The organism is Acidaminococcus hominis (assembly GCF_022484025.1).
GTDB classification, from domain to species: domain Bacteria; phylum Bacillota; class Negativicutes; order Acidaminococcales; family Acidaminococcaceae; genus Acidaminococcus; species Acidaminococcus hominis.
Genome location: NZ_JAKVMG010000001.1, coordinates 402,833 through 421,432, shown reverse-complemented (window position 1 = coordinate 421,432; position 18,600 = coordinate 402,833). Strand labels below are relative to the sequence as shown.

General features: G+C 52.4%; 10 protein-coding genes. All 10 read right to left on the bottom strand.

All coding sequences use genetic code 11. From position 1 onward, the window contains the following. Positions 1-51 precede the first annotated feature (51 nt). The 10 genes from LKE88_RS02010 to LKE88_RS01965 all read right to left on the bottom strand — a co-directional run bounded on the left by LKE88_RS02010 (position 52) and on the right by LKE88_RS01965 (position 18,508). The gene (locus LKE88_RS02010) at positions 52-258 is read right to left on the bottom strand and encodes a hypothetical protein (protein ID WP_276802531.1); all 207 of its coding nucleotides are present in this window, start codon (positions 256-258) and stop codon (positions 52-54) included. Between the two features lie 2,024 nt (positions 259-2,282). Then, positions 2,283-6,920: a hypothetical protein gene (locus tag LKE88_RS02005; protein ID WP_118286658.1), complete on the bottom strand. Its 4,638-nt coding sequence runs from the start codon at positions 6,918-6,920 to the stop codon at positions 2,283-2,285. A 453-nt stretch (positions 6,921-7,373) separates the two neighbouring features. Next, the gene (locus tag LKE88_RS02000; protein WP_105325546.1) at positions 7,374-8,477 is read right to left on the bottom strand and encodes a tetratricopeptide repeat protein; all 1,104 of its coding nucleotides are present in this window, start codon (positions 8,475-8,477) and stop codon (positions 7,374-7,376) included. A gap of 105 nt (positions 8,478-8,582) precedes the next feature. Beyond that, on the bottom strand, positions 8,583-8,993 hold the full coding sequence (locus tag LKE88_RS01995; protein WP_105325547.1) for an SEL1-like repeat protein: 411 nt from the start codon (positions 8,991-8,993) through the stop codon (positions 8,583-8,585). Between the two features lie 160 nt (positions 8,994-9,153). Beyond that, positions 9,154-13,479: a hypothetical protein gene (locus LKE88_RS01990; RefSeq protein ID WP_276802529.1), complete on the bottom strand. Its 4,326-nt coding sequence runs from the start codon at positions 13,477-13,479 to the stop codon at positions 9,154-9,156. 278 nt (positions 13,480-13,757) lie between these two features. Then, a complete protein-coding gene (locus LKE88_RS01985; protein ID WP_105325550.1) occupies positions 13,758-14,204 on the bottom strand; it encodes a flavodoxin in 447 nt (148 codons plus the stop codon). A gap of 97 nt (positions 14,205-14,301) precedes the next feature. Continuing rightward, positions 14,302-14,844, bottom strand: a complete 543-nt coding sequence (locus tag LKE88_RS01980; RefSeq protein WP_105325551.1) for a flavin reductase family protein — start codon at positions 14,842-14,844, stop codon at positions 14,302-14,304. A 13-nt stretch (positions 14,845-14,857) separates the two neighbouring features. Beyond that, positions 14,858-15,481, bottom strand: coding sequence for a TetR/AcrR family transcriptional regulator (locus LKE88_RS01975; protein WP_105325552.1), 624 nt, complete (start codon positions 15,479-15,481; stop codon positions 14,858-14,860). Positions 15,482-16,129: 648 nt separating this feature from the next. Beyond that, complete coding sequence (gene ygeX, locus LKE88_RS01970; protein WP_105325553.1) at positions 16,130-17,332, bottom strand: diaminopropionate ammonia-lyase; 1,203 nt, start codon at positions 17,330-17,332, stop codon at positions 16,130-16,132. 12 nt (positions 17,333-17,344) lie between these two features. After that, on the bottom strand, positions 17,345-18,508 hold the full coding sequence (locus LKE88_RS01965) for an amidohydrolase (RefSeq protein ID WP_276802526.1): 1,164 nt from the start codon (positions 18,506-18,508) through the stop codon (positions 17,345-17,347). Between the last annotated feature and the right edge of the window lie 92 nt (positions 18,509-18,600).

Here is an 18,600-nt window from a genome sequence, read left to right as displayed (position 1 = left end):
AGTGAATACGCCTAGGTTTTCTGCTCCCATAGCATACACTTATTATAATAATTATAGCAACCTCAAACTCGGAAAGCTATAAGACAAGCCCAAGAACAAGCAGAAAAAAGCACATAGCTGCCGCTTGCCGCAAATATTGCTGCAAACAAAAAAATCCCCAGCATAGAAGGAATCTTCCATGGTGAGGTTTTTTACATTAACCGGGGCTTCAGCATTAACCGGGGCTTCAGCATTAACCGGGGCTTCAGCATTAGCCAAGGACACACTCCTACAGCAAAACTTCTTGGCAGAAAAAACGTCCGATATCCGAAACCCCATCAGGCCTTTTTACCAAGTTCCAGTGCCAGCTTCACTTACAGCAAAGAGTTTAATAAGGCTGAGCCAATGCCGGTATGGCGCTCGTTTTTTTACCGCAAATCCGCAATTTTTGGCAGGGCTGAAGAGGAATGTACTTGTTTTGCATTGCAGTTAGTCCTTATGGTGCGGACATTTTAAGACTTGTGGATATTTTGCAACAGTTCGCAGTTATCCACAGGATGCGGCGTAACCCCCTAGTAAGTTACTTTGGCAATAGTAAATTTTTAGTACTAAGAAGAACTATCGCTATGGGAACTATAGGGTACTACTTCGATCCATGGCTAACTGGGGTTTTTGTTCGATCAGGGGCTAATACTGTGATCACAAACCATACCGGTTTTTTGGATTTTTCTGGTTTGGTCTAGCCTATACTTACCTACCCTATTCTGCCCTTACCTTCGCATACAGACCGGCAAAAGGGCGCACTTATACAAGGACCTGTAAAACCCTGAAAAATTTGAGGTCTGGCAGCTCCCGGAAAGCTGACCAAGGCCTGTTTCGTCCGCGGTACAGGTACTATTATACAGAAAAAACAGAGAATGTAAAGTGTCACTTGTGACCACTTTATTCGTGCGGTCTGCGGAGTGTGGTGCAGGCATCCTACTTTTGAACTCCATCCCGGCTGCGTTTTACTCTTGGGCGCAATACGTTAATAAACTTCCTCAGTCAGTCCTGCGGACTGACGGCCCCTTCACGCTTTGCGCTCATATCCAATTCTCAAGGCTATATGCCGCAGAGAGTTGGTTAATATGAGCCATGTGATAGCGGGATTGGTCTGGCCCCTTCAAACGTGAAGGGGCTGTCAGCTCTATGAGCTGACTGGGGAAGTTCCAAGGTGAAACTGCGCAGCGAGCCGCGAACCACTCTGGATAGCAGCGAACCAATGTAGGAAGTGGCGCCGCAGGCGTCGATAGAAGTTTGGTTCTTGCATATGCGGTGCTAGCGCCGCAGAAAACAATATTTTTTTCGAATGTAATATAACAATTTCGCTATTTAATCATTAATCAAACTCTCTTCGTCGCCTACCGGCGCCACTTCCCTCATTCTTGATGAAAGTCAACAGTTATGCACCACCACGTTTCTAAAATTACTTATTTTTGGAAACAATGTGGGGGTAGCTAAGCAGGATAAAGTACATTATTATTGCGAATTTTCTCTAGAAGCTGACCTCGCGCGCACGCGGGCGCAGGTGTCGCCGTCCCTTCCCGTCGCACGTTGTGTGACACCCTCCCCGTGAACGTTGAGGGTTATAAGACGGAGAGTGCTCCTACTGCGGCCAAGGGCCGCGAATAATTGATTAAAAGACGATACCTGGATTAAACTTCTATCGTAGCCAGATTCCTGGAAAAACTTCTTCCGTCAGCCTATCGGCTGCCACCCCCTTCACGCTTGAAGGGGGCTTTAAAGGAAAATGCGACACTTCCTGAGCGGTTCGCCGTATTCCAAGCAGCTGCGTCCTGACGGACTTGCTCCTTGGACGGCTATCGCATGGGCCTTATTAACCAAACATCCTCTGGGATATTTTTGGGGATGTTTGGATGCGGCCGCAACGCTTGCAGGAAGCATTCTATAACCACTACTGGTCAATTGTTAATCGTTAATATAGCATTACCACTACATTCACTATCAAAAATACCTACAGAACCGGCCAGCACGTCCTCTGCCCTCCCCGCCTTTAGGAAGGGGAGGGACGGGCCACACCAAGAATCCAAGGGCCCTGGGTGGGGAAAGCTCCTTCTGCGGTGCTGGTGCCGCCATATATTCTGAAAAACACCTCTACAGTTTCGTAGAAACTGTAGCACGTCGTCAGCTTTCTTCAGCACTACCTGTTAGTCCCCTACCCATTCCCCCGATTTCACACAAAAAAGCATTCCTACAGAAAATCTGTGCTTCCGTAGGAATGCTTTTTTTACCTTAGTTCACATTTACATACGTCTTGTTATCGTTACACCATATGTGAAGCCCTGCTTCACGCCGTGCCAGCCGGTGATTCTTACGTCGGCGCCCCAAGGGTTCTCTTTGGTTACTTTGCTCTGCCAGCCCAGTTCCAAAAATTCGCTGGAGCCTTTCATGCTGGCGTCAGGGGTTGTATAGTCTCTATAGCGTGCAGTGGCTTTACCGTCAAATTCGTAATCCCAGCCCAGGCCGGCGTAGAAACTGGTGGTGTCTTCATCCAAGTGTTTGGTCCACCGGAAGCCCAGACGGGTCCAGTAGGAATTTACGCTGCTCAAGCTGTAGTCAGCGCTGCCCAAACTGCTGCGTAAGGTAACGCTGTCGCCGCCCAGGTGGGAATAGAAGAACTTCCCATAGAGATTATAATCGTTGCTGTCCTGACGGAAAATCTTACCCAAGCCAGCATGGGCGGCAAAGTAGTTGGCACTGGAGTTATAGGTAGTGCGATAGCCACCGATGCTGCCGGCGTAGTCGCCCATAAGGCGGCCAACCCGGACCAAGCCTTCGTAATGAAGGCCGTTATCGTGATCTCTGCGAAGGAGAATGCCTGCGCCTACGTAGCGCTGGCTGCCGTCACCTCTGCTGCCGTTCTTATAGCTGGTATAGCTGCCAGTGCCGTATTCGATGAAGGGCATGATGGTGTCAGCATAGTCTTTCTTAAAAACCCGCTTTACAAAGCCCAGTTCGCCGTTAAAGCCATTGGTATCTACGGTGGAACTGCTGTTGTACCGGAGGTTGTGCCCACCCAGCATGACATAAGGGGTAAACTTGGCTTCCACTTCCCGTTCTTCCCGGGCTGCCAGGTCTTCTTCCTGGCTCAGGGTAACGTTGGCGTTCTTGGCGTCTGCTGCATCAAGGGGCGAAGAAGCCGCCATAACAGGGCCCTGTCTCAGGCTCATGCCTGCGGGGCTGGAAATGTAGGGACTGCCGACCATACTCAGAGCCCCATGGGCATCTTCCCGCAGCGGAGCAGCTTCGTGGCTTTCAGCCCAGGCGGTCAGGGCTGCCTGGAGGCCATCGGTAACAGCTGCATCGGAGCCGTTGGACACTACAGCGGCAGCATTGGTCTGGCCATCTGCAATGACTTCCGTACCCGGGTTCAAATCGGGTTTGCTCTCTCCCGGCAGGTACAATACGATGGTATTGGGATCCTGCTTTTTAATCAGGACAGTCCGCTGTACAAAGCCAGCATCGGTAACCTTGTCCAAACCGTCCATGACGCTATAGGTGGTAGCAGCGTTGGTAGTAACGCCTTTGGGGGCATAAATCAGGTTGATGACCTGCCCCGCGGAGAGCTTGGTGGTATCCTGTACCCCGGCGTTGATGGCTGCGCCGCTGACGTCGGCCTGATCCGTTACGGTCAGCATGGTCTCGCCGGCCCCGGTACCTTCAGGGACGTAGAAATTCAAAGTCTGGAAGTAGCCCAGGTTCTTAACGGTATTGTCTTTGGCATAAAGGTTCAGGGTATTGCCCGTGCTTTCGGTGGTACTGCGGCCGCCGTACAGGCTCATCATGGAGCCCAGGTGCCCTGCGTACACGTTGACGGTGTTATCATTGGCCGCACCGTTATCCGTATAGCCGCCAGCAATCAGGTTGCTGTCTGCGGCACTATTTGCGGTGGTGCCAAGGGTTCCGCCGTTAATGTCCAGGGTGTTGCCGGAAGCGCTTCCTGCAGCTGCTTTACCAGCTGCCACAGAGGTGGTAATGGTGCCGGCGTTAATGATAAGAATGTTATTATCCGCAGCTCCTGCTGTGCTGTTGCCGCCGATCAAGGTACCCACTTGGCCCTGGTTCATTTCTACAACATTGCTGGAAGCACTGGTGCTGCCGCTGCCGGCAACAGCCGCAGCAACGGTACCGCCAGAAATGGTCAGCTGGTTGCCATCTGCTGCGCCGGCAGGTGCATAGCCAGCGTACAGGGTGTTTGCCGAGCCGCTGGTAACTTCCACCAGGTTGGTATTGGCCGCGCCAGCTTCTGCATAACCGGCATAGCCGGTTCCGGTCAGCGTCCCGCCGCTTACGTACAGTTTGTTGCCCGAAGCCCCAGCCTCAGTGGACTGCCCAGCCATAGCCGTTTGCACGGTGCCCTGGGTCAGGGTAATGGTATTTTCGTTGGCAGCGCCATTGGCTGCCCCAGCAATCAGGGTTCCCACTGCGGCGGCTGCGCTATTCACGGTAATCTTGTTTCCCGCTGCGGTTCCGTCCGCCGTTTTTCCAGCGTACAGGATATTCTCCTGGGAAGCTTCCGTCCCCCCGTTCAGGGTAATGGTATTCTCATTGGCATTGCCGCTTTCCGTATACCCGGCAATCACTGTTGCTCCCAGAGTACCTTCCGTTACGGTAACCCCGTTGCCGGAAGCTTCACCCTTCTTAGTGTAGCCCGCATAGCCTTGGATGCCGGTACCTTTTGTAATAATCAGCTGGTTGCTGTTAGCCGTGCCAGTTTCAGAATACCCTGCATACAAAAGTTCCCGGGTATCCGCATTATTCTGCACGGTAATGGTGTTTTCATTGGCATTGCCCGTAGCGGTATAGCCGCCGTACACCGAAGCAAAAGTAGCCTTATCTTTACCGTCCAGGATAACCTGGTTATTTATTGCATCGCCGCTATTGGTGTAACCGCCTGTGACCTTACTGTAGCTGCTATTCCCGGCCAACGTTACAACATTGCCTAGGAAACCCCAGGTATTGGTCAAAGCCCTGGCATTGCCCTGATAAGTATAACCGCCAACAATTACAAGACCGCTCTGCCCTGCCATACTATCCACTGTCACCGTGTTACCGTCTACATTGCCCAGATTTGTATAGCCCCCTACAATATTTCCCAGAGATGCCTTGTTGGTATTTTCCACCTTGGCTTCCCCCGTTACGGTTACTTTGTTGCCAGAAGCCATTTCTCTAGTAACGTCCGATTCTCTATTCTTTGCGAGACCGCCGTAAACAGTCTGTTTTACATCTGTACTACCATCCAGGATAATCTTATTCCCGCTGGTTGAACCATCATTTAGTGTATATCCGCCGTAAACACTATACTTTATATCAGCATCCGTAATATGGATGCTGTTCCCACTAGCACTACCAGAATTCATCTGGGTATAGCCGCCATATACTGAGCCATTTACCGCAGTGCGGGTTGTGCCGTCCCACTTGCTGCTAGTAGCTTCGCCACTAAGAAGTGCGCTACCGCTTTCATCCTTGGCAACACCCGAAGCAATGATAAGGGTGTTATACGAGGCACTGCCCTGGTAGTTCATGCTGCCGTAAATGCTCTTAGCTGAGCTGCCTTTTTCCAGAATTACTGTATTATATTCCGCATTGGGACTGCGGTTATAGCTGCCGTAAATTTCACTGCCTGTAACTTGGGAATTACTCAGTGTCACCAGATTGTGGTTGGTAGTTACGCCGGCTCCCGACAGAGCGCCGTACAAATTAGCAGAAGAAGTAGAATCCACCATGGTTATCGTATTATAGTTGGCATTGGCACTACGGTTCGAAACCCAGCCATTCGCATAACCGCCATACACATTTTCACCGATAGAGGAACCATTGAGAATCTTTACCGTATTATGATCGGCCCCGCCATTTTCTCCATAACCGCCATACACGAAGGAGCGGAACGGTTCTCCACTGTAGTAATGTTTCAGCGTACTGGCATCAAAAGTAATGGTATTGTAGCTCGCATTACCCTTAGTGGCGTAACCCCCATAGACCTTGCCGTCTGTAACACTACCAGATTTCAAGTTGACTACATTGTAAGTGGCGTCACCCTTGGCGTTATAGCCCCCATAGGTATTACCTGCTTTATAGGACGAACTTCCCTCTTTGTTAACGTAATTGTATTGGGTAACGCTACTGGCATTTTGCATTGTCACTGTATTCGTTGTTACCGTGCCCCCCGCTGCATAGCCACCATAGTAGCTTCCGCCCTTACTGGTCGTACCATCTACAATAATACTGTTACCGCTGACCGTGCCAGTTGTACCGGCAGAATAACCACCATACACATCACTGCGGCTTTCATAAGTACCGTTCACAATGGCACTGTTTGTTAAATTCACTGTGTTGTTAGTGGCATCCCCAGAACCGGTATAGCCGCTGTAAATGGCAGAATTTATGGTAGTTCCTGTTACTGTTACCTGGTTATTGCTTGCCACTCCGCTACCCGTATAGCCGCCGTATACGCTAACCGCATCTGATTTAGCTCCCGGTCCGAAGGTCAGACCACTGTCAACTACTTTAGTGCCTTCTGTACCAATCATCACCGTATTTTTAGAAACATTACCAGATGTTGTATAGCCGCCATAACCGTAAATGGTGCTGCCGCCGGTAATGGACAGGGTATTGTTTTGGGCGTTGCCGCCCTTCACCGCATAGCCGCCATAGGCATGTTCCAAGGCTGCTGTGCCCGAAATCTGCAAAATTCCGCCTTCTGCAGCAGTTCCATCTGTAGTCTGTACCGCATAGGCATCACCAGTGCCTTCCGTGATGCTCTTTGCCTGGACAGGTGCTGCGTACAGTCCCATGCCCAAGATGCTGCTAAGCACCAATACCGTTAAAAGCTGTTTCTGTTGTCCGTTTTTGTTCTGCATCGTATGATTGCGTTTCCCCATAATTTGCGCCAGTGCCCCCTAGGCACCGGCATTCCCCCTTTCGTAAGGCGGCAGATAGATTCCCCCTGGAATATTAGCAATGGGATCAATAGAAGTTAGGTTCTTGTAACTGTAATAATTACTTTTTACAATTTTCATTATAATATTGTTATTAAAAAAAGTCTAAGTGTTATTGAGTTCTTTACCTAACGTAAAATTGTTTATGCAGAATACTGTTAAAAACAATACGAAATATATTTCGCTATCGTTTTTTTAATTTTGTAAATCTAAATTTCTTTCGCTTGGACAGATGTACATTTCCATTGTATAAACGCATTGTACAATGAACAAGCATGAATGCCCCGCTGCTGGAGACCTGGCGTTGGGCAGACCAAAAGGCCGGCGGCAATCTCTGTGAGATTACCACCAGCCTTTTTGCTCTTTCTTCAATTTTTCCCTAAGTGAAAAGTGGTTTTAGGCTTTGCCGCCTTTTTGATACCACTTTTCGGCTTCTTCCAGTTGGCCCATTTTCCAATACCAATTGCCGATGAGTTCGGCAGCCTGGGCTTGGGTTTCACCCCCTTGGGCGTAAATTTCCTGGCATATGGCTAGGGCTTTTTTTGGGTCTTTCGTGATGCCGCAGCCTTCTTGGAGGTTTCTCGCCAGGGCCAGGGCTGCCCAGGGGCTTCCGGCCTCCTGGCCTTTTTGGAACCACCCATTGGCCTGGGACAGGCGGTCTTCCTGGGCATAGCAGAGACCCAGAAAATATGCGGCATCGGCAGCTGCTTCGCCGCCTTGGTTGTAAAGGTCTTTATAAATCCGGCAGGCTTCCTGAGGATTGGCCTTACAGCCTTTGCCGTCCTGAAGGTTGACGGCCAGGTTGAACCAGCCCCAGTCGTACCCGGCTTTGCCGGAGCGTTTCAGCCAAAGGTTGGCCATTTTATATTCTTCCTGGAGGTTATAGATAAGGCCAAGCTGATTGGCAGAGGGGCCTGCGGCCTCTCCGTTCAAGTTATAGGCTTTGACGAAATACGTCAAGGCGTTGTTCAGATTGGGGACCGTGTGTTCTTCCAGCCAATAGGTTTGGCCCAGGTTGTGCCAACCCCAGTCAAAGCCAGCTTCTCCGGACTTTTGGTACCAGCTGCGGGCTTCTTTTACAGCTCCCTGCCGGGCATACAGGAGCCCCAATTGGTTGGCAGCTTCTCCTGCTGCATAATCCTGGAGGGCAAAGGCTTTCAGGTAGCATTTCTTGGCCTTCTTCAGGTCCACGGGAACGCCTTCTCCCAGGCGATAGGCATCGCCCAGATTGTGCCAGCCCCAATCACAGCCGGCTTCGCCGGCCAGACGGCTCCATTTGACGGCCTCCTGGTAATTGCCGCGTTTGGCCTGAATCCGGCCGATGGCATTGGCAGACCCACCGGCGGCGGGACCGGCCAGGGCGTAGGATTTGGTGTAGCACTCCAGGGCTTTGTCAATATCCACCGGGGTTCCCCGTCCGTTTTCCAGGTCATCTCCCAGGTTGTCCCAGCCCCAATCACAGCCGGCTTCGCCGGCCTTTTGGTACCAGCGATTGGCCAAGGGATACCTTTTCTCCCGGTAATAAAGATTTCCCTGGGCATTCAGGGCCTGGGCAAAGTCCGGGGTCAGGGCTTTGCTGAGCCAGTATTCCGCTGCCTGGTGGTCCTAGTTTTCTTCCCAGTTGTACAGAAAGAGGCAGCCCAGTTCGTAGGCAGCAAAAATATCTCCCTTTTGGGCCAATTTAGCCATGCCTGGAAACAGACTCCGCAGCTTTTTTTGCAGGGTCTTGGGCGGCAGGTCCTGGATTTGGACCAGATTAAATTGGCAAAGCAGGTCGCCGGCTTGGGCACCTTTTTCGTACCAAGCGGCACCTTTTGTTTTGTCGGGCCACTGGGGCTTGGTCCCCTGGGAATAGATTTCTCCCAGAAAGTACATAGCCCGGGGGTTGACAGCAGCAGCGGAAAGGAACAGAGGTTCGGCTTTGGCATATTGGCAGTGTTTGAAATAGGTCACCGCTTCAGAAAAAACGGCAGTCTGGGTGTCTGCGGCTTTAGGAGTAGGTTTTGCTTTGGGCATCTGTATCGTTCCTCCACATAGGGAATTGTTGCGTGTGCAGCTAGGTTATAGTATAGCATTCAACTGGAAAAACTAAAACCACACACAAAACAGCCCTCCAGAGGTTCCAGGCTCCTGGAGGACTGCTTTTGCTGTATTTGCTGTATTTGCTGTATTTTCTTTACAGTCTTCTGGTAACAGTAGCGTTAAATACCACGCCTCTCTGCTTGCCGGCCCAACCGGTGAGCCGCAGGTCTGCGCCCCAGGGATTATCCTTAGTGGAGTCGCTCTTCCAGCCCAGTTCCAGCAGGGCACTGGAGCCTTTGCTCTCAGGCGACGGGGTGCTGAAGGTCAGGTAGGTGGCCCTGGCGGTGCTGTCGAACTCGTAATCCCAGCCCAGGCCTGCGTAGTAGGACTGGTTCTCCTGGTAATTATGGGTCCAGCGGGCACCCAATCTGGTGCGGTAGGAATCGGCGGCGTCCAGATTAAAGACGGCATCGCCGATGGTGTTGTGCAGGGTAACGGTATCGCTGGCTAAATGGGTATAGTTGAAGCGGCCGTACACGTCCAGGCTGTCTTTATCGGTTTGCTGGTAGATCCGGCCCAGCCACAGGCTGGCCCCGGCGTACCGGGCGTTGGTATCGTAGGTAGAGCGATAGCCTTCCAATACACCCCGGAAGTCTCCGTCCAGGACACCCACTCTGGCGCTGGCCTGGTAGTACACGCCGTTGTTCAGGTCTCTGCGCAGCAGCAGGCCCACGCCGCCATAGTGCTGGGTGCCGTCGCCTCTGGCGCCGTTCTCCAGATGGCTGGTGTAGTTGCCTTTGCCATATTCTGCAAAGGGAATGATGGTGTCAATGGAATTGGCGTTGGGGATTCTCCGTACTAAGCCCAGGTTCCCTGCCCAGCCATTGCTGTCTACGTAGGAACCTGTGTCAAAGCGCAAATTCTGCCCGCCAACGGTCACGTAGGGAGTAAAGCTCTTTTTGCTTTCGCTGTCTGCAGCAGCCTGGGTGGCAGCCCTAAAGCCGGCGTCCAGGGTGGTGTCGGCCCCTGCGGCAATAAAGTTCAGGGCTGCAGCACGGGCTTCGGGAATGAGTTTGGTATCCTGGGAAATGGTACCGATTTTGGCGTCCACAGGGGTCACCACCAAAGAAGTGGTGCCTTGCTGCTTCACTTCCGCTGGCCGGGTAACCAAGCCAGCATCAATGGTCTGGGCAGTGTCAGCCGCCATACCATAGGTGGTGCCACTCAGCTGAAGGCCGTTGGGATTGGTAACCAGGGTGATGAATTCTCCTGGATTCAAAGGGGTACGGGCCAGGAGTTTGGCGGTGACGGGAACGTTGGTCAGGTTGGCCGTGCCGGTGACCGTCAGCAGAGTATCCCCTTTCACGCTGCCCTCTGGCACGTTGTAGTTCATGACCTGGAAGTAGTCCAGATTTCCTACGCGGTTGTCCAGGCTGGAAACGTTCAGGGTATTTCCGGTGCTGGTCTGCCCCAGACCGCCGAACAGGCTGTAGGTAGTTTGCAGGGGGCTGCCTTCCAGGTTCACCGTATTATTGGAAGCCTCGCCCGTTACCGCAGAACCGCCGGCAAGGTAATTGGACAGGGTGGTTAAATCCGTGGCCGTACCTTGGCTCAGGGCACTTGCTGCAGCAGAGGCCGCGCCAAATTTGCCGCCGGAAAGAATCAAGGTGTTGCCGTTGGCATTGCCGGCCGCAGAATACCCGCTGGCTACATAGGCGGTAGTGCCGCTGACGGCGGCGATTTCACCCCCGGAGATGGTCAGGGTATTCTCATTGGCATCGCCGCCCTTGGCGGTATAGCCGCCAGCCACGTAGGTCGTGCCGCCGGTTAGGCTGCCCAGGCTGCCGCCGGAAATGGCGGCGCGGTTGCCTGAGGCATTGCCGCTTTCCGTATGTCCGCCAGTTATATAGGCAATGCCGCTGGGCTCTTCTTCATCTTCTTCATCACCGGGAGCTGTGGCAATACTGCCTCCGGCAAGATTCAACGTATTGCCAGTGGCATCGCCTTTTTTGGTATAGCCGCCGGCCACATAGGGCTGGCTGTCAGCAACCATGCCGACAGTGCCGCTGAGGAAATTCAGCGTGTTGCCGCTGGCAGTTCCGCTCTTATCTGCCCAGCCGCCCGCTATGTAAGCTTTGGCGCCGCTGGCTCCAGCCATAGTGTTGGCGGAGAACGTTAACGTATTGTCCGTAACATTACCCTGACTGGCGAATCCGCCGGCCACATAGGCCTTGTTACCGGTGCCAAATTTCGTACCGGAGAGTGTCAGGGTATTGCCCTCAGCATTGCCTTTTTTATCCGAGTACCCGCCGGCTACGTAGACTTTGGCGCCCTCATCCGTGCCAAGGGTGGCCCCGGTAATGGTGGCGGTATTTTGCGATGCATTGCCTGTTACAGCATAACCACCAGCAACGTAAGTTTTGCTGCCGCCTAAGGTGCCAATGGTGACAGCTGAAATGGTCAGGGTATTGGAATCGGCATTGCCTTTTTCTATAGACATGCCGCCAGTTACGTAGGATTTGTTGCCCTCGATGGTACCGCCGGTTATGGTCAGGGTATTGGACTCCGCATCGCCGTCCACGGTAACCATACCGCCGGCGACATAGTTATTGTCAGCTGTGTTGGTGCCAATGGTGTTATTGGTAAGGGTGGCTGTATTGCCGGTAGCTTTGACGGGGACGAGGGTCTTATCATTGTCATCAGCCTGACCTACAGCAATGCCACCGGCGATGTAGTTTTTGGAGCCTGTTTCATCGTCTGCATCTGCCACTGTGCCCACTGTATTTCCAGTCATCGTCAAGGTGTTGCTGTCTGCGTTTTTCGTCCCATACCAGGCCTTACCGTATGACGCATTGATGCCGCCTGCCAGGATGATTTGCCCGCCATAGTTCGTCACAATCTTGTTATTCTGCAGATTCGCCGTATTACCAGAGACAATTCCTGAAAGTGATTCATCTACGTAATCATATAGGGCATTGGCCCCAGCCATCGCAATGGTAGAGACGGACCCGTCTGTTGGGATTTCGCTATTCGATACGGTTAAGGTATTATTTTGCAGGGCATAATAATCGGAACGGCCCCCTAGCAGTTCCACATAATCCACGATGGAACTGCCTAATGTACTATCGTCAATCGTAACGGTATTATTTTTTACGGTAACGTTGTTGCCTTCTCCCCCGTTCGCATAGCCACCATAGACATGGACCGCATCAGCATAGGTGCTTCCACTCAAGGTACCCTTCGTCAGGGTAACGCTGTTGTTGGCTACAGTGCCTGTGCCGGTGTACGTACCTGATGAGACACTCAAGTACGCGCCATATACAGAATCCCCTATAGTCCCACCATCTACGGTGACGCTGTTATTTTCCAGGTCCGCGACAGTGGTGCCGTTTATGGCATAGTACCCGCCGGCGACAACCTCACCATAGCCGCCATCTAAAATATCCACATGGTTATAGGTTACCGAACCCATTTGGAGCGCATCACCGTTTTCGCTGCTGGACGTTATAAACGCGCCGCCATAGACCTTGTTAGCCATGCCTGTGCCGGAGATGGTTACGGTGTTATCATACACGTTGCCAAACTTTGTAGTATTTCCAGCAGTGGGGAGATTTGCCTCAATGAGGCCGCCATAAACCGTGCCGTTGTTGCCAAATTGTGACTGATTGCCGCCAGCCGTGATAAAGACTTTATTATTCTTTACATCGCCGGTGGATGTAAACGAAAGGCCTTCTGCATACTGTGAGAAATAATCGTTCATAGATTGCGGTAAGTTATATTGATTATTCAACACCCCTTGGGCTCCGCCATAAATGGTACCGCCAAACTTGCCTCCATTTATATTTACCGTATTGTCAGAGACAGTACCCGTATAGGAATAACCGCCGTAAAAATTTTGTGCGACATGGTCATCATTGTCTCCCCCAAGGCTCGAAACTCCCGTAAGGGTAGCAATATTGTTCGTGGCATCCCCTGTAACGGTAAAGCCGCCAAAAACATCGTTTGTAATTCCTACCGGATAGGAAACCCTCTGAGCATTGGGCAGGTTAACATTCACCTGGTTTTGGTTCACTGTTTTGGTCATGGCTAACCCGCCTGCAAGCCAATTTGAAACAAGCGGACTGCTTCCTTCCTTTGTATTATTCAAGGTCAGAGTATTGCCTGTCACGGTTCCTGTCGTACCCGTTTCGATGGTTTCAGCATCTGAACTGGTAATGGCTGTACCCGCACTGAGCATTTCCTCAGGAATGGTAGAGCCTGCTACGGCGCCGCCTGCGACACTGTTATTGATAGTCAGGGTATTGCCGCTGGCAGTTTTCGTTTTATTCCCTACATAGATAGCGGTGGTATTCGTCTTATCGCTTACCACTTCTTCTGCCCTGGCCGGCTGGGCCGGCAGACACAGAGCCAGCAGGGCGGACAGGCCCCACAGGGTGACGCAGCCATAGCGCAGTTTTTTGCCGACGTTTCTCCTTTTCATTATTGCAGCCTCCTCTGTATGATCCCACTTCCGCTGCCCCTTGCAGTAAGTGAACTCCCCGTTGAAGCCCGGTGAAAAGGGCAGAAAACAACATATATATTGTATTATATCATGTTAGGATTGTTTAATTAGAACAGTTTATATACACTATTTAATGATACAGTTAAATGGTGCAGTGCCTGTTTTGCCGCCGCTTCCCTGGCAAGGCCTTTCCTCCATACAAAAAGACCCTGGACCGAGGTTTTTCCTTGGTTCAGGGTGTTTCGTTTCTATTTGCCTTAGGCCAGGTCGGTAACTTTGCCGTTGAGCATTTTGCCGCCCACAATGTTTAGGTTTTTGTACTGGGCCTTCAAATCTTTAATGGATTTGTCGATGCCGCTGCCGCCGGAGGTGGCAAACAGGTAGATTTTCTTGCCGGTCAGGTTGGCTGCCTCGATAAAGGTGTTGATGATTTTCGGGGCGGTGTACCACCAGATGGGGAAGCCGATATAGACAGTATCGTATTTGTCCAGGTTGGGTTTCTTGTCGGCCAGTGCAGGACGGGAGCTGGGGTCCTGGGATTCCAGGGTGCTTCTGCTCTTTTTGTCCATCCAGTTCAGGTCGGCACTGGTGTAGGCCACGGCGGGCTTGATTTCATACAGGTCGGCTTTGGCCACTTTGGCCAGTTGCTGAGCCTTATTGCGGGTAACACCGCTGGCAGAAAAATAGGTTACTACAGTACTCATGCTAAAATCTCCTTCCAATGACTAAGAATGTAGGACACAAATTGAGAAATAGATTCAAGGGAAGCCGGCGCTGGCTGGCTCCCCCGCTCCAGGCGGTCTACTGATTCATTTTGCGGCAGTGGCCCACCACTTTGCCGGTGGACAAGTACTGGTAGTTGGGGAACTCAAAGAGTACGGGGCTGATTTTGGCGTAATCAGGCTTGCCGTTTTCGTTCAGCATATCTTCTTCCACGTAGGTGTGGAGGATTTTCAGGATAAAGGTTTCAAAATTGGGGGTGTTGTACACGTCGTCCACCTGACATTCCAGCACCAGGGGGGAAGCGTCAATGACGGGGGCACCGGCCTGGCCCTTGCTCCAGGCAAAGACCTGGGATTTATCCGTATCTTTGCCGCTGACGGTGCCTACGTAGTCAGCTTTTTGCAGCAGGTCCTGGTTTACCAGGTTCAGGGTGCAAAGGCCAGCTGCATGGATACCCTTGTTGGTATAGTGGCTGGTGACGCAGGAAATGGTTACCCGGTCGTGGCCGATGATGCCCACGTGGGCCACTTCCATCCAGTTGGGTTTGCCGTCCACCAGGGCGCCGACAATGGTCACGGGAGTGGGATACAGGGCCAAGAGATTGCCTAAATCTTTTTTCATGGAAAGTTCCTCCTTAATTGGGAAGCAGTTTCAGCAGGCACAGCGCAGCCAAATCCGATACTTTCTGGGGAGAGAGCTGGATGTGGGCGCGTTCCATGGCTTCTTGCTGCTGGGTTGTAGGATACACATAGGGATACAGGCCGTATAAGAACGGAAAGAACAGATACAGGAAGTTCTCCCGGTCCTGAGGAGTCATGGCAGGAAAGAATTTTTCCAGGCTCTTCTCTACCGTGCTCAGGGTATGCTGATAGGATTTTTTGAATTCCACCAGGCATTCCAACCGGCTGTGCTCCTCGATTTCGTACAGATTCATGCACTGGATTTTAAGCAGGGTAATGCGCTTTTCCAGGGATTGGCCTACCAGTGCGGCGTATTCCTGGGCTGTCAAAGCAGGGTGCTTGGCAAAGCTTTGGGTAAGATCTGCGGTCCACAATTCATATTCTTCCTGGAGCAGGGCCAGGAAAATTTCTTCTTTGGAATGGAAATAGTTGTAGATAGAAGGCCGGGAGATGCTGGTCTCCTTGCTGATTTCTCCCAGGGTGATTTCTTGGAAGCTCAGCCGCTGGTATAGTTTCCGGCAGGCTGCTACGATTTCCTGGGGCCGCTGTTCACAGATGCTGCGGGGCATCCTGGCCATGGTACTCGCCTCCTTGAAGTTTATTTGACGTTTTGTCAGTATGAGTATAATACCATATTGACATCTTGTCAATATAAGAATAAGTGAAAACTTTAAACTAGATCAGGTAATGAAGGCTTGCTAAAAAAGTAAGGGAGAAGTTGCTGAATAAGGAAGAATTACCACACTTTTCGTTGAAAAGTGTGGAGGTGTTTTTGGTAATATATGCCCCTGCGGGGAAACCGGTGAAGTGCTTTTGGGAATATCCAGGCTCCCTTCGAATAAATTGTAGTGGTGTTTTGGGGAATATATGCCCCTTCGGGGGAAACCATGGAGATGCTTTTGGAATATCCGGGCCCTCTTCGAATAAATTGTAGTGGTGTCTTGGGGAGGAATATCTGAGCCCTTCGGGGAAACTTGGGAAGGCCTGCTGCCAGGCTTTTCGACAGCGTTCAGCAGGGCCTGGGGGCCAGAGAATTCTTTTCTCCCAACAAAAAACGGCTTGTTCAGCCTGGCTGGGTGAACAAGTCGTTTTTTGGACTTTATAGCCTTTTGTATGAGGGTGTATTTGGGGGAAAGTCACGAGAAGCTGCTGCGGGCAGGGTTCCGGCTGGCTTTCCCCCGGTTTGGCTAATAAAATTTGCGTCTGGGGCAACACAAGAATTGCTTTTAGAAGCTGGGGTGTGTGCCGTCCCAGACAATGCGGCGATAGTTTTCTTTGTCGGTATCCCCTTCTGTGGAGAAGCACAGGATGCGGGAGTCTTTGGTGATGCCCAATTTGTCCCGAAGTTCATTAAGAGACGCGTTATCCAAAAGTTCAAAAACGAAGCCGCTGGTGGCAGCGCCGCTTTCGCCGGAGATGACTTTTTCGTCCCCGGGCAGAGGATTCCCCAGGATACGCATGCCTTTGGCAGCCACGTAGTCGGGCATGGAGATAAAGTGTTCGGCGTGGGCTTCCAGTTCGGCCCAGCCAATGCCGCAGGGTTCTCCGCAGGCCAGGCCAGCCATAATGGTGCTGAGACTGCCGGTCACGTTATGGAGCTTGCCGTCGTGGGCCAAAGCGGTGCGATAGATGCAGTCGGCTTTATTGGGCTCCACGATGGTGATGATGGGTTTCTGGCCCTTGTAGTAGTCGGCAAAGAAGCCGGTCAGGGCGCCGGACATGGCCCCTACCCCTGCTTGCAGGAAGATATGGGTAGGTGCCTGGGGCAGGGCTTCGGCAGCTTCCAAAGCCATGGTCAGGTATCCCTGCATGATCCAGGTGGGAATGGTTTCGTAGCCGGGCCAGGAGGTGTCCTGGACCAGGGGCCAGCCATGTTCTTCCGCCACTTTGGAAGCGTGGCGCACTGTATCGTCGTAATTCATATCGGTAATGGAAGCATCGCTGCCCAGGGCCTGGATATTATGGAGGCGTTCGGGAGCGCTGCCCTTGGGCATAAAGACTAGGCTTTTGACGCCCAGGGCGTGGGCGGTCCAAGCGATACCCCGGCCGTGGTTGCCGTCGGTAGCGGTCACAAAGGTTAAGTCCTTGATTTTGTCATGAATAGCAGGCTGCTGCAGGGTCTCGAAGGTAAGTTCTTCAATATTCAGGCCCAGTTTGTCCGCCAGGTAGCTGGCAATGCAGAAGCTGCCGCCCAGGCCCTTAAAGGCGTTGAGGCCAAAGCGTTTGCTTTCGTCCTTGACATAAAGGGCGGCGATGCCAAAATGCTGGGCTGCGGCCTTGAGCTCCACCAGGGGCGTGGGGGCGTAGCCGGGAATGCTTTGGTGAAAGTGCCGGGAGATTCTGGCCTTGTCAGCTGCGAAGGCGGCGTCATAGGCACCGGTTTCCTTGCCAGTATGGAGCAGGGTTGTTTCTTTGATGGTTTCTTGCATGGGTGGTCCTCCTTATTTAGCCAGGCGTTCCTTGACCAGTTCAGCCCAAAATTCGGCGCCGGTGGTCAGGATATCGTCGTTATAATCGAAGATGTTTTGGTGCAGGGATACATTGCCCGCGGCATTTTTACCGCTGCCCAGAAGCAGGAAGCAGCCGGGAACCTTCTTCAAAAAAGCGGCAAAGTCTTCACTGGCCATCCAGGGGTCGCAATTGCCGTTGACCTTGTCCTCCCCTACAGCAGCTTGAGCAGCCTTTACGGCGGCAGCTACGCAGGCCGGGTCATTGACCACAGGGTAGAATTCGTGGGTATAGAGAAATTCGCAGCCGGCGTGGTTCATGGCGCAGACGCCTTCCACGATTTCCCGCATCCGGCGTTCCACCAGGGCCTGGTCCTCGGGCGTGGTGGTCCGGGCATCACCGCGGACTTCAACGTGGGTGGGAATGGCGTTGTGGGCACCGTCGGTTTCGATTTCCGTGCAGGAAACCACCACGGGCCGCACAGGTGTGGCATTCCGGGACACGATGGTCTGAAGCGCCAGGTAAATTTCTGCAAAGGAGGCCAGGGGGTCATTGCCCTCGTGGGGGCTGGAAGCGTGTCCGCCCTTGCCGGTAATCTTGAAGGTGAAATCATCTTCGCTGGCGGCCATACCCCCTACCCGGGTATGCAGGGTACCGGCAGGCAGGAACGGAGCGTTGTGGAGACCGTAGATTTCTTGGATGGGAAAACGCTCGAACAGCCCGTCGTCAAGCATGGCCTGGGCGCCGTGCCCCGGTTCTTCAGCAGGCTGGAAAATGAAACGGACGGCGCCGTTGAAATTTTTCCGTTCACTGAGGAGCTTGGCGGCTCCCAGGAGAGTGACGGTGTGGCCATCGTGGCCGCAGCCGTGCATTTTGCCAGGATTCTGGGACACGTGGTCGTGCTGGCTGCACTCCTGGATGTTCAGGGCGTCCATATCGGCCCGGATGCCGATGCAGCCGGTGCCGTCCCCTACTTTCAGGGTACCTACCACGCCGGTGCCGCCAATGCCCTCTGCTACGTCAATGCCCATTCCCCGCATTTCCTCGGCCACCAGTTTGGAGGCGGTCTTTTCCTCAAAGGCGGTTTCCGGATGCTGATGGAGGTAATGCCGCCAGGCAATCAGTTGATCACGAAAAGAAAGCTTGTTGTTTGGCATAGAATCAAGTCCTTTCATTCACGTTATAAGACACAATTTTCCTCATTTTTTCTGCGAGGCTCAGCGGTGTTTAGCTAGTTGATCCACTGGGA